The 15,748-nt window shown below is 46.3% G+C and carries 13 protein-coding genes; 9 read left to right on the forward strand and 4 right to left on the reverse strand.

Annotated features, from left to right (window positions below; genetic code table 11):
• Window positions 1–61: 61 nt before the first annotated feature.
• Both menC and menE read left to right on the forward strand, forming a co-directional pair.
• Window positions 62–1,048, forward strand: a complete 987-nt coding sequence (menC, locus tag QMG91_RS05380; protein ID WP_281829400.1) for an o-succinylbenzoate synthase — start codon at window positions 62–64, stop codon at window positions 1,046–1,048.
• Window positions 1,042–2,454, forward strand: coding sequence for an o-succinylbenzoate--CoA ligase (gene menE / locus QMG91_RS05385; protein WP_281829402.1), 1,413 nt, complete (start codon window positions 1,042–1,044; stop codon window positions 2,452–2,454). The genes menC and menE overlap by 7 nt, the downstream gene beginning before the upstream one ends.
• Before the next feature lie 53 nt (window positions 2,455–2,507).
• Here menE and QMG91_RS05390 read toward each other — a convergent pair whose 3' ends face one another.
• Both QMG91_RS05390 and QMG91_RS05395 read right to left on the reverse strand, forming a co-directional pair.
• Entirely contained in the window at window positions 2,508–4,382 is a 1,875-nt protein-coding gene (locus QMG91_RS05390; RefSeq protein ID WP_281829404.1) for an MFS transporter, read from the reverse strand.
• 9 nt (window positions 4,383–4,391) lie between these two features.
• On the reverse strand, window positions 4,392–4,988 hold the full coding sequence (locus QMG91_RS05395; protein WP_004406182.1) for a TetR/AcrR family transcriptional regulator: 597 nt from the start codon (window positions 4,986–4,988) through the stop codon (window positions 4,392–4,394).
• Window positions 4,989–5,329: 341 nt separating this feature from the next.
• Here QMG91_RS05395 and QMG91_RS05400 point away from each other — a divergent pair, with 341 nt between their 5' ends.
• The 3 genes from QMG91_RS05400 to QMG91_RS05410 all read left to right on the forward strand — a co-directional run bounded on the left by QMG91_RS05400 (window position 5,330) and on the right by QMG91_RS05410 (window position 8,034).
• Window positions 5,330–6,202 carry a Tim44 domain-containing protein gene (locus tag QMG91_RS05400; RefSeq protein WP_022551221.1) on the forward strand — a complete coding sequence of 291 codons (873 nt, stop codon included), beginning with the start codon at window positions 5,330–5,332 and terminating at the stop codon, window positions 6,200–6,202.
• Window positions 6,203–6,493: 291 nt separating this feature from the next.
• On the forward strand, window positions 6,494–7,054 hold the full coding sequence (locus QMG91_RS05405; RefSeq protein WP_022551220.1) for a LemA family protein: 561 nt from the start codon (window positions 6,494–6,496) through the stop codon (window positions 7,052–7,054).
• Between the two features lie 11 nt (window positions 7,055–7,065).
• Window positions 7,066–8,034, forward strand: a complete 969-nt coding sequence (locus tag QMG91_RS05410; protein WP_022613121.1) for a DUF3137 domain-containing protein — start codon at window positions 7,066–7,068, stop codon at window positions 8,032–8,034.
• A 54-nt stretch (window positions 8,035–8,088) separates the two neighbouring features.
• Here the strand turns inward: QMG91_RS05410 and pta are convergent, their stop codons facing one another.
• Together pta and QMG91_RS05420 are read right to left on the reverse strand one after the other, a co-directional pair.
• Complete coding sequence (gene pta / locus QMG91_RS05415) at window positions 8,089–10,242, reverse strand: phosphate acetyltransferase (protein ID WP_022551218.1); 2,154 nt, start codon at window positions 10,240–10,242, stop codon at window positions 8,089–8,091.
• Between the two features lie 104 nt (window positions 10,243–10,346).
• Window positions 10,347–11,543, reverse strand: coding sequence for an acetate kinase (locus QMG91_RS05420; RefSeq protein WP_004406172.1), 1,197 nt, complete (start codon window positions 11,541–11,543; stop codon window positions 10,347–10,349).
• A gap of 345 nt (window positions 11,544–11,888) precedes the next feature.
• Here QMG91_RS05420 and yfbV point away from each other — a divergent pair, with 345 nt between their 5' ends.
• The 4 genes from yfbV (at window position 11,889) to QMG91_RS05440 (ending at window position 15,605) form a co-directional block, all read left to right on the forward strand.
• On the forward strand, window positions 11,889–12,341 hold the full coding sequence (gene yfbV, locus QMG91_RS05425; RefSeq protein ID WP_004406170.1) for a terminus macrodomain insulation protein YfbV: 453 nt from the start codon (window positions 11,889–11,891) through the stop codon (window positions 12,339–12,341).
• A gap of 522 nt (window positions 12,342–12,863) precedes the next feature.
• Window positions 12,864–13,829 carry an ABC transporter substrate-binding protein gene (locus QMG91_RS05430; protein WP_004406168.1) on the forward strand — a complete coding sequence of 322 codons (966 nt, stop codon included), beginning with the start codon at window positions 12,864–12,866 and terminating at the stop codon, window positions 13,827–13,829.
• 64 nt (window positions 13,830–13,893) lie between these two features.
• Window positions 13,894–14,814, forward strand: coding sequence for an ABC transporter permease (locus QMG91_RS05435; protein ID WP_004406166.1), 921 nt, complete (start codon window positions 13,894–13,896; stop codon window positions 14,812–14,814).
• Complete coding sequence (locus tag QMG91_RS05440) at window positions 14,811–15,605, forward strand: ABC transporter ATP-binding protein (protein WP_004406162.1); 795 nt, start codon at window positions 14,811–14,813, stop codon at window positions 15,603–15,605. The genes QMG91_RS05435 and QMG91_RS05440 overlap by 4 nt, the downstream gene beginning before the upstream one ends.
• Window positions 15,606–15,748 lie beyond the last annotated feature (143 nt).

Consider the following 15,748-nt stretch of genomic DNA (forward strand, 5'->3'; position numbering starts at 1 on the left):
ACCCGGTATCAGGTTGTTAGACCTTAAGGATGAAAGCGTACCGGGTAAAAGGACAGGACATATGCGAAACGTAAAGCTTTACCGCTACCAACTGGCGATGGACAGCGGCGTAATATTGCGAGATCAGAAACTTCCTCAGCGCGATGGCTGGATCATCGAACTGAAAGAGGGAGAAAACACTGGGTTTGGTGAGGTCGCCCCTTTACCCGGATTTAGTAAAGAAAGCTTCGAAGATGCGGGTGAACAGCTTCAGGAACAACTCGCTAAATGGGCTGCGGGAGAAGAATTACATCTTGATACCTTGCACCCATCGGTGTCGTTTGGGTTATCCATTGCGCAAATGGAGCTGGTGGGTGGCTTACCAGAAAATGGTAATTACTCCGTTGCGCCACTTTGTACAGGGGATCCTGATGATCTTCTTCCCGTATTGAGCCAGTTAAACGATGAGAAAGTCGCGAAGATAAAAGTAGGGCTTTACGAGCCGATTCGCGATGGCATGCTGGTTAATCTGTTTTTGGAATCCATACCGGATCTGTCCCTCCGATTAGACGCCAATCGCGCATGGTCGCCGGATGAAGCGCGAAAATTTGCTAGCTACATTAACCCTTCATACCGCCAGCGAATCGCATTTTTAGAAGAACCGTGCAAGCAACCGGGAGAAAGCCTCGCATTTGCTATTGATACGGGTATTGCCATTGCCTGGGATGAGACATTGCAGCACGCAGTAAAGCAAGAAGGTTTTGCGCTGTCTGAGCTAACGGGCGTGAAAAGTCTGGTCATTAAACCCAGCCTGATAGGATCAATAGAGCGCTGCGCCGCGTTGGTTAAGCAAGCAGAAAAATTGGGCATCACCAGCGTAATCAGCTCTTCACTAGAGTCCAGCTTAGGTTTAAACCAACTTGCTCGTTTAGCACACTGGCTCACTCCCAAAAGTGTCCCCGGATTAGATACCCTGAGTATGTTTGCTTCTCAACTGGAAGTGCCATGGCCTGGCTCACCGTTACCGATTGAATCTCTCGAATCACAGGAGCTTGTGTTTCAGTGCTAGACCGATTTCCGCTTCGCTACTGGGCAGAACGTTCTCCGAATGACATTGCGCTTGTTTTCGAAGATAAAACCTTTAGTTGGGCGGAACTTAAAATCAGAGTGGAATCTATGCGTGCGTTGCTCGAAGGGCAGGGTATTTCGAAGCAAGGCGTGGTTGCATGTGTAGGGAAAAACTCATTAACGATGTTGGACCTGGCACTTACCTGTGCTGACTTGGGGGCGATCTTTGCCCCTATCGCACCGGCTCCAACAAAAGTCATTAATAAGAAACTGAATTCCATCGCACCAAGCTTGGTGTACTGGCAAAATCAAGAACCTCAGACTCACTTATATCCAAGCCTGACGCTGTCAGATACCTCACCATCTAACCCCCCTTCTTCATCTGATGAGACCTTATTTGGTGAAAACTTTTTTGATGAAAATTTGGTATCGAGCCTAATTTTTACTTCTGGTACTACAGGTGACCCAAAAGCGGTGGCGCATCAAACTTGTCACCATCTCGCTTCTGCAAAAGGGCTTTTGGAAGTGTTTGAGTTTTCCAAAGGAGACTCTTGGTTATTAAGTCTGCCGTTGTACCATGTTTCTGGTCTCGCCATTATCTGGCGCTGGCTTGCTACTGGCTCGACACTGGTGATGCCTTCTACTCAAGGGCTAATAAAGGATTTGAAAGCGGTGACTCACGCCTCTCTGGTATCGACTCAATTGAAAGCATTGTTAGACAGCGGCGAGAAGACCGAGCTGAAACGGGTGTTATTAGGAGGTAGCGATATTCCCTCTAAGCTCATTTCCACAGCGATTCGAGCGGGAATTGAAGTCTGGATGGGATACGGACTGACAGAGGCGGCGTCTACGGTGACAGCAAAGCGCGCTGGAGGCGTTCACAGTGCGGGAATGGCGCTCCCGAACCGAGCACTTAAATTATCTGATGACGAGATCTGGATAAAAGGTGAAACCTTAGCTCAAAGTTATTACCAAAATGGTTCTGTGATTCCACTGGAATTGGAGGATGGTTGGTATGCGACGGGTGATTTAGGGCAATGGCATGAAGGTGAGCTCGTTGTATTGGGCAGAGCTGACAATCGTTTTATCTCAGGGGGCGAAAATATCTCATGCGAAGAGATTGAGTCAGCCTTGATGAGTCTCAACAGTATTTCCAATGCAATCGTAATACCTGTGGATGATGATATTTACGGGCAGCGACCCGTCGCCGTTCTGGAGACTCAAGTGTTGGCTAATAAGCCTGATTATGATGCCCAGCTAGCTAACCGTCTGGAAAAGTTTAAGTGGCCTGTTGAATACCATCTGATGCCCCGTGAAGCGAAAGAGCAGGGCGGCATTAAGATTTCAAGAAAGTGGCTGAAAGACTGGCTGAGTTTAGAAAGGTCGAAAATGAAAAGGAGCGAATGATTCGCTCCTTTTGCTAAGGTCAACAGACCCTAAGATCTATAGTTCAGGCGAGCTTACTTCCAATCGCCGCGCAGTGTGGAAACTTGCTCAAACATATACTCGGTTGAAGCGTTGTCCGGTTGAACGGGTGTACCTGCCTCAATCTCAACCCTTGACCAGAAGCGTCTTGGGAAGCCGTGACAGGCTCGCCCGTCTTTGGAACGGCTGAAGTAACTTCCCCATAACCCTTTTAATGCCATTGGGATAACAGGAACGGGGGAGCGGCGCAGAATTAGATCCATACCACGCATAAACGGATTCATGTCTCCATCGTTTGTTAAGCGACCTTCTGGGAATATGCAAACCACTTCTCCCTTAGAAAGTGCTTCTTTTACCTGCGTGAAAGCCTGACGAACTGAGCGGCTATTGGTGCCATCAATGGCAATCACTCCTCCATTTTCGAGCAGTGTTTTAATCGGTTTAAAGTGCGCGTATTCTTCTTCCATCACGAAGCGAATCTGACGCTTACAGGCACCAATCATCAATAACGCATCCATGTAGCTCACATGGTTACAAACAATCAGTGCGCCGCCTTCTTTAGGAATGTTGTCTAAGTTCTTATGTTTTACTCGATACATGGTGTGGGTAAACATCCACAGTACGATGCGAGAGAAGAACATAGGCGCTTGCCAGTACACGTAAATCGCAACAAAAATGTTCACAATTGCCAGAAGCAAGAAAAGCGTAGGAATGGAAAGCTCCAGTACACTCAAACAAACAATACCTAGAACCGCGCTGCCTACCATGTAGATTGAGTTATAGATGTTATTCGCTGCAATGATTTGTGCGCGTTCATCTTCACGCGCCTGAGTTTGCATCAAGGTATAGAGCGGTACGATGAACAAACCACCGGACGCTCCCAACATCAGCAAGCTGAAAAATACTGGCCAGAGAGCAGGGTAGGTCAGGAAACTGGTGAAATCGGCAAACTCAGGCAGAGAATCTGGAGTGAAGCTCGCCATCATAATGCCAAAGACACTGATGCCAAGGCTACCGACTGGAACAATGCCGGGTTCCAGCTTATGCTTGGAAATGCGATCACACGCCATAGAACCGATGGCGATACCGACAGAGAACAACGCCAGAAGGAAGGAAACCGCGCTTTCGTTGCCGTTCAGGTGTAATTTGGTGTAGTTCGGGAACTGAGTCAGATAACTTGCGCCCAGGAACCAGAACCAGCTGATTGCCATTATCGCCTGAAAGACCACTCGGTCACGTTTAGCAATGGCTAAGGTATGCTTGGTTTGGGAAACTGGTCGCCACTTAAATTCGACTTCTGGCGCAGTCGGTGCTGCTTCAGGAATAGAACGGCTCGCCACGTAACCACATAGGGCAAAACTGACCACACAAATGGCGGCCACAATCGTGGCATTATCCGCAGATGCGATTACCCCTGCCCCTAAAGTACCCAGCAGAATCGCTAAAAATGTGCCCGTTTCTACCAATGCGTTACCCGAAACCAGTTCATCGCGTTTCAGGTGTTGTGGCAGAAGTGCGTATTTTACAGGTCCGAAGAAAGCCGATTGTGTTCCCATCAGAAACAGCAGAATCAGCAAAATCAGATAACTTTGAGTGACAAAACCAATTGCCCCTAAGGTCATAATGCCAATTTCAGCCAGCTTTACTTTTCGGATGTAAGCGCTTTTCTCGTATTTGTCTGCCAGCACCCCGGCGGATGCAGAGAAAAGGAAAAACGGAAGAATAAACAGACCAGCCGCCAGGTTAATGAACAGGTTACTGGAAATAGGAAGGGCTTCGGCTCCGGCAAACGCAACAAACAACAACAGAACATTTTTAAAAATGTTGTCGTTGAATGCGCCAAAAAACTGAGTAATAAAATACGGGAGGAAGCGCTTCTGCCTCATGAGAGACGGGTGCTGATTAGGCATTCAAAATCCTTATGCTTGCCAGTTAGCCAAATAGTTGGAAAGTAGATTATCGATCAAGATTTTGCCATCGACTGGAGAAGCTGAAAAGAACTTATCATCAACACTGAGCAGTGTAATGCCATGTACGCCTGCCCACAACACTCGGCTTGCTTCAACAACGTTACGATCTGCGCCTTCAGGTGTAATCATCTCAATTAAGCCTTCAAGCATTCCCGTCATTTTGTCAATTCGCTCAGCTTGCCAGGTCGGCAGCTCTTCACCGTTCATGGTGTGCTGGAAAATCAGTTGCCAGCGATGTGGATGAGCTAACGCAAAATCGTGATAGCAGTACGCGAGTTTGTGTAACGCGTCTATAGGGTGCTGCGCGTCTTCTACGGCTTTTTCTGCTTGCAGAGAAAGTTCGTCCAGAGTCTGGGCAACGGCTTTAAGCAAAAGCAGGTTGTAGTTGCCAAACACATTAACAAGTGTACTTGGGACGTAACCAATCATATTGGCTATCTTTCTGAGGCTAAGCTCGTGGTGGGGTTTTTCTTCAAGAAACGATTTAACTTTCTCTAGAGTCAGTGCAATCAGTTCTTCGCGAGTATGATCGTTACGTCTGGCCATGATGGGGTGATGTTTGGTTGATTGGTTAAAAATGAACAATGTTCATTATTTTAAGTGTCGCTTATATAAGGGTCAAGGTGATAAACATGCCCACGAGCCCAATTTACTGAAATTAGAGCTGTATAGGTTAGTTTACTGTTAAACAAATATTTTAATTTATTTGGAACCAAGGTATCACTCTTTTTTATCATGGCAATATTCTGAAACACAGATTTTTGTTGCACGTATTTAAATGTTAACAACGAGGGGCTATGATTCTAAAAGTCGTTATGGGACTTGATATCGGCTTTACATGCCCATAGCTACATAATGTTAATACCAGAATTAAGAGAAAAATAACGATGAAACGATTATTTGCGTTTGTCGCTTTGTTAATGATTTCGGTTACCACTGCCCCAATCGCGGAAGCGAAAAAGTTTGGCGGTGGTAAGTCATTTGGCAAGAGCCACAAAACTGCGCCTGCTCCAAAACAGCAACAACAAAACACAAATACCATCAGTAAAGACCAAGGTAAACAGACCAGCGGTAAGAAAGGTCTGATGGGCGGTTTACTGGGTGGTCTGCTTGCTGGTGGACTTCTTGCTGCATTCTTTGGCGGTGCATTTGAAGGTATCCAGTTCATGGATATTCTGATTATCGGTCTGATTGCATTTGTTATTTTCAAATTGATGAAAGGCATGCTTGCAGCTAAACAGGGCAGTATGAACCAGCAACAACCCGCTTACCCGGGCATGAATCGCAATTCGTTTGAGCCTCAACAGCAGCCAAACGGCCATAACTTCGAGCAGAGCCAGCCTCTATCTGGTGGTTTTGGTGCGACAGGGACAAGCGATGTTCCACATAATTACCCACCGGGTTTTGATCAGGCTGCGTTTATCAATGGCTCTCGCGAGCACTACCGTACGCTTCAGGGCGCATGGAACCACAACCAGCTTGAGACAATTCGTGAGTATGTTTCTCCGGGCCTTTTCGAAGATTTGTCTGCAGAGCGCGCTAAGCTAGAAGGCGATCAGCATACTGAAGTTATGTACGTCGATGCAGAAATTGTACGTGCGGATTACGACTCATCCAGTGCGCAGCTTAGCCTACAGTTTAGTGGCCGTTACCGCGATTCAGTCGAAGGTGTTGAAGAAGACATCACAGACGTATGGCACTTGGAGCGCGACCTGACTCAACCGAATGCGCCATGGTTGATTGTTGGAATTCAAGCTTAAGCTCAATTTAGTCACCCTATAGGTAAACCCCTTCCTCATTGAGGAAGGGGTTTCTTTTTGCTCCTCATACACACCACTTTCTATCTGTCTGAAGATTCAACAGCCAAGCCAAGCCAAGCCAAGCCAAATCTAGATTCTGATGCGAGCAAGAAATTGCCTGAATTATCAATAGTTGTATTTGATATGGAATTCGTTAAACGTAAATCGCAAGATCCATATGCAATGATTTCATTATTTCCTGAGATTTGTTAGCGTCTTCTGGTTTCTTTATTTTAATTCAAGGAGTTGCCAGTGGATTGGGTAATTATTGGGCTAGTTGTCGTATTTCTCTTGTTCTGCATCATGACCTACAACGGGCTGATCGCAAAAAAGAATCAGGTTGAGAATGCCGAATCCAGCATTGATGTGATGCTGAAAAAGCGTTTTGACCTGATTCCAAACCTAGTCGAGTCTGTTAAGGCATACACTAAGCATGAGTCCTCAGTACTGACAGAACTGACCGACATCCGTTCAAAAGCCATGAGCGGTAATCTAAGCAGTGAAGATAAAGTAGAGCTGGATAAGCGAATGAATCAGGCTTTATCTCAGTTCAATGTGACGGTGGAAGCTTACCCAGAGCTGAAAGCCAGCGAAAACTTTTCTCACCTTCAACGCACACTAAACGAAGTAGAAGAGCAGATTTCTGCCGCTCGTCGTTCCTTCAATGCGGCTGTAACCAATCTGAATAATGCCGTTGAAATGTTCCCTTCAAATATCTTTGCCAACTTTATGGGGCTGACAACACGAACGTTGTTTGAGATCCCTGAAGCGGAAAAAGCCAATCCAAATGTTGGTAGCCTGTTTGGTAATTGATAGGGAAACAAATGAACGCAACTGAACTGCAGACTCTGTTCGAAAATGAGTTAAAGCCAAAATTAGAGCCGCTGGAGCAAACGCGCCTGGAAGCGGTGAAACGAAAGAACATATGCCTTGTTCTAGGGGCTATTTTGATTGCCGCATCGATTTTCTGGGTGTTAGCAACCAATCAGGAAATTGAAGTGGCAATGTTTCCTATTGTCATTGGGGGGCTGATTTTGGGGGCTTTCTTTAATGCCAAGTGGAGTGTTTATCGAAAAGCCTACAAAAATGAAGTTGTTACCGCATTACTTGAGTTCATAGATCCTTCACTGACTTGTCGACCTAATGGTTATGTGGATTCTACAAAGTACAAAACCAGTGGGCTTTACCGCAGGAGCTATGACAGATACAGCGGCGAAGACCATATCACGGGCAAAATAGGCAAAACGGCAATTGAGTTCTCTGAGCTTCATACGGAGTACAAAACCACATCGCGTGACTCTAAAGGTCGAACCACGACCAATTGGCATACCATTTTTAAAGGCATTTTCTTTATTGCGGATGCTAATAAACACTTTAATAGCAAGACATACGTTCTTGCCGACAGTCAGGGGTTCTTTTCGTCAATTGGTAAAGCCCTGACGGATAAGTTTGGTGGCATTGGAGACAGAGTTGCGCTTGAAGACGTGGACTTCGAACAATACTTTGAAGTGTACAGTGACGATCAGGTTGAAGCCCGTTATTTGCTTAGTCCTGCATTGATGCGGAGACTGGTGGAATTTCGAAAAAGTGCTGGCAATGTCGGGATTAGCCTGTCTTTTGTTGGCGGCAATATCTACATTGCGATACCAAACAGAAAAGACTTTTTTGAGCCGAAGCTGAATAAGTCAGCAGTGGCATTTGATATGGTCGAAGAGATATTTCGAGACCTGGATTTCTTTATCGGAGTGGTAGAGGATTTGGACCTGAATACCCGAATCTGGACCAAACAGTAATACAAAAAACAAAACCCGCCATTTGGCGGGTTTTTTATATTTTTGCGAACAAAATTACGCGTCAGCGTCTTCTGCTTGCTTCGCCTGAATGGCGGTAAGTGCCACTGTGTAAACAATGTCGTCAACCAGTGCGCCACGAGACAGGTCATTAACTGGCTTGCGCATGCCCTGAAGCATAGGACCGATTGAAACAAGGTCAGCAGAACGCTGAACGGCTTTGTATGTCGTGTTACCTGTGTTTAGGTCAGGGAATACGAATACTGTCGCTTTACCTGCAACTGGAGAGTTTGGCGCTTTAGAGGCTGCAACATTCTCCATGATAGCTGCATCGTACTGAAGCGGACCGTCGATAACGAGATCAGGACGTTTTTCCTGAGCAATCTTAGTTGCTTCACGTACTTTCTCAACGTCAGCACCCTGACCGGATGTACCAGTAGAGTAAGAGATCATTGCAACGCGAGGGTCGATACCAAATGCGGCTGCAGAATCGGCAGACTGAATTGCGATTTCAGCCAGTTGCTCTGCGTTTGGATCTGGGTTGATCGCACAGTCACCGTATACCAGAACCTGATCTGGCAGAAGCATGAAGAATACAGATGAAACCAGAGACGCGTTTGGCGCCGTCTTGATCAACTGTAGTGGTGGACGAATCGTGTTTGCTGTTGTGTGAACAGCACCTGAAACCAGTCCATCAACTTCTGCGCGCTCAAGCATCATAGTACCCAGTACTACGGTGTCTTCGAGTTGCTCGCGAGCCACAACTTCAGTCATGCCTTTGTTCTTACGAAGCTCAACCAGACGCTCTACGTATTTCTCACGAACGGCTTCTGGGTCGATAATTTCAACGCCAGTACCAAGAGTGACACCTTGCTGCTCAGCAACACGCTTGATCTCTTCTGGGTTACCAAGAAGGATACATTCTGCAATACCGCGCTCAGCACAGATAGACGCCGCTTTAACCGTACGTGGCTCATCACCTTCAGGAAGTACGATGCGTTTCGCTGCACGACGAGCAAACTCAGTTAACTGGTAACGGAATGCTGGTGGGCTCAGACGACGTACGGCTGCAGAGCCTTCAGTTAGCGTGTCGATCCAAGGACCGTCGATGTGGCTTGCAACGTGATCGTTAACAAATTCGATACGCTCACGGTCGTCTGCTGGTACTTCAAGGCTAAAGCTTTGAAGGTTCAGAGACGTCTGCCATGTGTTACCTTGCGCTTTGAAGATAGGAAGACCAGTATCGAATGCTGGCTTACACAAGTCTACGATCTCGTCAGGAATGTCGTAACCGCCTGTTAGCAGGATTGCACCGATTTCAACACCATTCATAGCTGCCAGTGCTGCGGCAACAATAACGTCAGGACGGTCTGCGGAAGTCACCAGCAGAGAACCCGGACGGAAGTGCTCAATCATGTGTGGCAGAGAACGCGCACAGAACGTGATGCTCTTGATACGACGAGTTGCGATGTCACCTTCATTCACGATTTCCGCTTTCAGGTGTTTCGCCATGTCAATAGCACGAGTTGCAATCAGGTCGATGCTCCAAGGCACGCAACCCAGAACACGGATTGGGCTAGAGTTGAAGATTTGCATTACTTCAAGGTTCGCCTGCTGAGCGCTGTCTGCATCATCGAAGATTTCAGAAAGGTCAGGGCGGGTACGGCCAGCATCATCAACAGGTGCATTTAGCTTGTTGATGATTACGCCGGAAATGCTCTTGTTTTTGGTGCCACCGAAGTTAGAACAGGCAACTTCAATACGCTCTTTAAGCTGAGTAGGGTTGTCTGTACCAGGAGTCGCAACAAATACAATCTCTGCACCCAGCGTTTTCGCGATTTCTGCGTTTACCTGGTTAGCAAATGGATGTTTGCGAGTAGGAACCAAACCTTCAATCAGGGTCACGTCAGAATCTTTATTGATTTGATTGTAACGCTCGACCACGGTTTCCAGCAGCTCGTCCATCTTTTCAGCACCGATCAGTGCTTCAGCTTCTGTCATTGGCGTTGGTCGGCCAATTTTCATGTCGCTGTTGAAAGATACGATGGTAGACGTTAGATCGGGTTGATCACCGCCGCTACGAGGCTGGGCAATAGGTTTGTAGAAAGAAACTTTAACGCCCTTGCGCTCCATTGCGCGAAGAACGCCCATGCTAACACTGGTAAGACCAACACCGGCGCTAGTTGGGATAAGCATAATAGTACGGGACATAGGGGAGTTCCTATCACTATCAGGTAAATGCTCTGTTTTGGCAGAGCTGAAAATAAGAACTGGGTTAACGCATGCAATATGCGTCACCCAGTAAAGTCAGTTTATTATAGACCTGCCAGACGAGCAGTGTCTTCAGCGATTACAAGCTCTTCGTTTGTAGAGATAACCATCGCTGGGATGCGGCTGTCAGCAGTAGTGATAGTACCTTCACCACCGAAACGCGCTTTCAGGTTCGCTTCGCCATCAACTTCGATACCGAATACACCCAGACGGTTAAGAACCATCTCACGGATTGGACCAGAGTTTTCACCGATACCACCAGTGAATACGATAGCGTCCAGACGGCCTTCTAGTGTTGCTGTGTAACCTGCAACGTATTTAGCCAAACGGTGGCAGAACACGTCCATTGCACGAGTTGCTTCTTCTTTCTCGCCGTAGTTGTCTTCAACGAAACGACAGTCAGATGTCACTTCAGTCAGACCTTGCAGACCAGATTCTTTGGTTAGCATAGTGTTGATTTGTTCAACAGAGTAACCAAGCGCGTCGTGTAGGTGGAAGATGATCGCAGGGTCGATATCACCACAGCGTGTGCCCATAACCAGACCTTCAAGAGGAGTCAGACCCATAGATGTGTCTACAGATTGACCGTTCTTGATTGCACAAACAGAAGCACCGTTGCCTAGGTGGCAGTTAATGATGTTCAGTTCATTTGCTGGTTTGCCAAGACGCTCTGCCGCTTCACGAGCGATAAACAGGTGAGAAGTACCGTGCATGCCGTAGCGACGAACACCGTGCTCTTTGTACAGGTTGTAAGGAAGCGCGTACAGGTACGCTTCTTCAGGCATAGTCTGGTGGAAAGCTGTGTCGAAAACTGCAGACATTGGCAGGCTTGGGAAAGCTTTCTGAGCCGCTTTAATACCGATGATTGCAGCAGGGTTGTGAAGCGGTGCCAGAGTTGCACAGTCTTCGATACCTTTAAGTACAGCTTCGTCAATCAATGCAGACTGAGTGAACTTCTCGCCGCCGTGTACAACACGGTGACCGATAGCTTTCAGTTGCTCAGCAAGCTCAGGCTTAGAAGCAAGAATAGTTTCAACGATGAAAGAAAGTGCTTCATCGTGTGCAGCTCCATCACCTAGTTGTGCTTCGTGCTTGCCATCAAGTTTCCACTTGATACGTGCTTCTGGAAGATGAAGACATTCTGCAAGACCGGTTAGGTGCTCGTCGCCATTTGCTGCATCAACAATGGCGAACTTAAGTGAAGAACTACCGCAGTTTAAAACTAAAACTAGCTTAGACATGAGTGACTACCTGTTATTCGTCTGATAAAAGAATCAGTTAAGGATGAAAATCAATCGCAAGCGTAATCGCCTTTCGTTAAAAGCCAATTACGCTTGGTCAAAAAATACTTGAAATTCCGTATCGTTGAGCGTATTGATTCAGTATCAATACGAAATACGCATCCTTGCAAAATAACACTCACGGTTGCCTAAATTGTAAATAACAGCAACAATGAGATTGAGGGTTTGCTAAGGATAGCGATAATGACCCAAGATAACAAAAAAATTTGAGTGCATTTTAACTAGAATCAATTTTTTTGCAGCTTTTTTTTAAAGGTTGTCATTTTATTTTAGTGAGAGGTCGGTATGAATAATAAAGTCGGGCTTATCCATAGTTTGAAAGATGGTCAAAAATACATGGATATTTGGCCTATGAGAAAAGAGCTGACCCCTCTTTTTCCAGAGCAACGCATCATCAAAGCGACGAAGTTTGGTATTAAAGTGATGCCAGCTGTAGCTGCGATCAGCGTGCTGATGCAAATGGTGTTTCAGAACCAGCAGGCTATGCCACAGGCAATCGTAATGGCGCTGTTTGCCATAAGCCTTCCGCTTCAGGGAATGTGGTGGTTGGGAAATCGCTCTAACACTCAACTTCCTCCTGCTCTTGCCTCTTGGTATCGAGAAATCCATCAAAAGATCATAGAAGCTGGTGGTGCGTTAGAGCCCATCAAAAGCAAACCGAGATACAAAGAGCTGGCGGTTACATTAAATCGCGCTTTTAGGCAGCTCGACAAATCTGCACTGGAACGTTGGTTCTAACTGCGAAAACCACAGAGATACATGAAAGGAGGCATTTGCCTCCTTTTTTACTGCCTAGTAAATTCATTGTGCCATTCATTATCTCTCCAAATATTTGCTTTTATATGAAAGTCAACCCTTAACGAGAAATTACCAAAGCTAGATTTGTGCATAAAATCATCATCCGACTTGCTCGGGATTAACGAGAAGATAAAGTTGTTAGAACAAAAAGCGGTGGTTTTGTGTGCTAAATAACCTTAGATCTACATTTTGTTACTTCGTTGTTAATACTTGCTTCCATTTGTCCGGTCTTGCTGGTAAAAATGTGTACATATGCGTAAATAAGCGCGTACAAAACAAATAAATAAAAAATAGTAGCTGTTTATTTCAAATTTCCTAAACTTAAGCGCGAGCGACTGAAAAGTTTTTCTTCTAGTTTTTAGAGAATTTCAGCCACTTAGCTTACTGGAGTCAAACAGCTTTCCACCCGGAGTGGGTGGTCACAACATCACAACTACTTTACTGCTGAATCAAGGAGTCAAGATGAAAGCAAGTCAAATCATTGTTGCTGCGTGCATTGCAGGAACAGCGTTACTTTCCTCCACAGGTGTTATCGCAAAAACTGCAAAAGTGGCAGTGTCTCAAATCGTTGAGCACCCAGCATTGGATGCTACCCGCCAAGGTCTGCTCGACGGTCTGAAAGAGAAAGGGTATGAAGAAGGCAAAAACTTAGATTTTGAATACCGCACCGCTCAAGGTAACCCTGCTATCGCTGTACAAATTGCGCGTCAGTTCGTAGGTGAAAACCCTGACGTGCTCGTAGGTATCGCAACGCCTACTGCACAGGCTCTGGTATCTTCTACACGTTCAATTCCTGTTGTGTTTACAGCGGTAACGGATCCGGTAGGGGCAAAATTGGTTAGCCAGCACGAAAAGCCGGGCAAAAACGTAACGGGTTTATCTGATCTGTCTCCGGTTGCACAGCATGTTGACCTTATTAAAGAAATTCTTCCCAATGCTAAATCTATCGGCGTGGTATACAACCCAGGTGAAGCGAATGCTGTAACTTTGGTTGAACTGCTAAAAGAAGCAGCTGAATCTAAAGGGTTCAAAGTTGTTGAAGCGACAGCGCTGAAAAGTGCTGATGTTCAGTCGGCGACTCAGGCTATTTCAGCAAAATCTGACGTTATTTACGCACCAACTGATAACACAGTCGCAAGTGCCATCGAAGGTATGATTGTGGCAGCGAATCAGGCGAAAACTCCAGTTTTAGGTGGTGCTACGTCTTATGTTGAAAAAGGCGCGGTGGCGAGCCTTGGTTTTGATTACTATCAGGTGGGTGTTCAGACAGCAGATTACGTTGCAGCAATTCTAGAAGGTGCTGATCCTGGTAGCCTGGATGTAAAAGTTGCAAAAGGTTCTGACCTAGTTGTGAACAAATCAGCGGCTGAAAAAATTGGTATCACCATTCCTCAATCCATTCTGGATCGTGCAACAAGCGTAAAATAATAACTATTAGCCCGAATAGCGCCTGCTATTCGGGTTTTTTATATCAAGCAGAAAGGGAGTCGTTATGTCTGCTTTTGCATTTTTTGGAGCCCTCGAAATTGGGCTCATTTATGGATTGGTCGCACTGGGTGTTTACTTAACCTTTAGGGTACTGGATTTCCCCGACTTGAGCGTTGACGGGAGTTTCCCTATGGGAGCTGCAGTGGCTGCAACAGCGATTGTGGCAGGTATCGACCCTTGGATTGCTACAGGAATGGCAATCATTGCAGGCGCAATAACTGGCTGGGTTACGGCTTTTTTAGCTGTAAAGTGTGGGATCTTGCATCTATTGGCTTCGATCTTAACCATGATCGCCGCATTCTCAATCAATATTCGAATTATGGGTCGTCCTAATATGGCTCTGATCGGCGAAGATACCATCTTAACGCCGTTTGAAGCGTTGGGCGATTCGATGTACGTAAGACCAATTGTGGTCGGCGTACTTGTTGTGCTTTCTGCCATCTTTGTCGTTCGACTTCTTAACAGCGATTTTGGACTTGGGCTTCGCGCTACAGGTGTGAATGCTCGCATGGTCGCATCTCAGGGAGCGAGTACTGCTTTCTATACCTACTTTGGTTTAGCTCTGTCTAACGGATTTGTCGGTTTTTCTGGTGCTTTGTTTGCCCAGACGAACAGCTTCGCGGATGTGACCTCTGGTGTCGGTACTATCGTGGTAGGGCTTGCAGCAGTTATTCTGGGGCAAACCCTGATTCCGGGTAGAAAGATTTGGGTTGCTGTAGTGGCTGTTATCGTGGGTTCGGTTCTCTATCGATTAGCGGTCGCGTTTGCACTGAGTACAGGAATGTTTGGTTTGCAGGCGTCTGATCTGAACTTAGTGACAGCGGTATTGGTTGCACTCGCACTGATCGCACCAAAACTAAAAGGAAACCTAAACGCAAAAAAGGGCGGTAAGCCTGCGAAGTCTGAATCTAAGGAGGTAGCATGATCCAGCTCGACAATATTCAAGTTACTTTCAATGCAGGCACTATTCTAGAAAACCGTGCGCTTCGCGGTGTCTCTCTGACAGTTCCAGAACATGAATTTCTCACTGTGATTGGTTCAAACGGGGCGGGTAAATCCACGCTACTTGGAGCGGTAACGGGCGAAACCCCAATGGCGGGTGGCAGTGTTGTTATCGATAACGTAGACGTAACAAGACAAACGGTTGATCAACGTGCAAACCAATGTGCTCGTGTATTTCAGGATCCACTCGCCGGAACCTGTGGCGATTTGACCATTGAAGAAAACATGGCGCTGGCGTACATGCGTGGCAAGCGCCGTGGCTGGAAGCTTTCGCTATCTTCCAAGCGAAGAAAGCTGTTTCAGGAGCGAATCAGCATTCTGGGTCTTGGTTTAGAAGACAGGTTAGGGGACAACATTGGTTTGCTTTCAGGTGGACAGCGCCAGGCGGTAAGCCTTGTGATGGCGACGCTGTCGGACAGTAAGCTTTTGCTTCTTGATGAACACACTGCGGCACTCGACCCTAGAATGGCTGCGTTTATCATCGACTTAACCAAGCGCATCGTGAAAGAGTTCAACTTAACCGTCATGATGGTGACTCACTCCATGAAAGACGCACTTGCTTGCGGAGACCGGACTGTGATGCTGCACCAGGGAGAAGTTGTGCTGGATGTCGCTGGTGAAGAAAGGGCAAATATGTCGGTGCCAGATTTGCTTGAAATGTTCTCTAAAGTTCGAGGTGAAGAGCTGGCGGATGATAGTTTGCTCTTGAACTAGAACTTTTATAAAAATCAGCTCGGCAAAGCAACACACTTTATAAACCCTCTTTATCATAAAGAGGGTTTTTTCTTTGATTAAGATACTGTTAATATTGCGCTTTCGTTTTGAGATGGAGTGTCTCTCTGAATGTGTTTTAAGGC

This window comes from Vibrio nigripulchritudo (genome assembly GCF_027924785.1).
GTDB classification, from domain to species: domain Bacteria; phylum Pseudomonadota; class Gammaproteobacteria; order Enterobacterales; family Vibrionaceae; genus Vibrio; species Vibrio nigripulchritudo.

What these genes read in the sequence shown, in the direction of transcription:
- menC (WP_281829400.1), top strand. Translation starts at nt 62, where the DNA reads ATGCGAAACGTAAAGCTTTACCGCTACCAACTGGCGATGGACAGCGGC.
- QMG91_RS05390 (WP_281829404.1), bottom strand. Translation starts at nt 4,382, where the DNA reads ATGCCTAATCAGCACCCGTCTCTCATGAGGCAGAAGCGCTTCCTCCCG.
- QMG91_RS05395 (WP_004406182.1), bottom strand. Translation starts at nt 4,988, where the DNA reads ATGGCCAGACGTAACGATCATACTCGCGAAGAACTGATTGCACTGACT.
- QMG91_RS05400 (WP_022551221.1), top strand. Translation starts at nt 5,330, where the DNA reads ATGAAACGATTATTTGCGTTTGTCGCTTTGTTAATGATTTCGGTTACC.
- QMG91_RS05410 (WP_022613121.1), top strand. Translation starts at nt 7,066, where the DNA reads ATGAACGCAACTGAACTGCAGACTCTGTTCGAAAATGAGTTAAAGCCA.
- pta (WP_022551218.1), bottom strand. Translation starts at nt 10,242, where the DNA reads ATGTCCCGTACTATTATGCTTATCCCAACTAGCGCCGGTGTTGGTCTT.
- QMG91_RS05420 (WP_004406172.1), bottom strand. Translation starts at nt 11,543, where the DNA reads ATGTCTAAGCTAGTTTTAGTTTTAAACTGCGGTAGTTCTTCACTTAAG.
- yfbV (WP_004406170.1), top strand. Translation starts at nt 11,889, where the DNA reads ATGAATAATAAAGTCGGGCTTATCCATAGTTTGAAAGATGGTCAAAAA.
- QMG91_RS05430 (WP_004406168.1), top strand. Translation starts at nt 12,864, where the DNA reads ATGAAAGCAAGTCAAATCATTGTTGCTGCGTGCATTGCAGGAACAGCG.
- QMG91_RS05435 (WP_004406166.1), top strand. Translation starts at nt 13,894, where the DNA reads ATGTCTGCTTTTGCATTTTTTGGAGCCCTCGAAATTGGGCTCATTTAT.
- QMG91_RS05440 (WP_004406162.1), top strand. Translation starts at nt 14,811, where the DNA reads ATGATCCAGCTCGACAATATTCAAGTTACTTTCAATGCAGGCACTATT.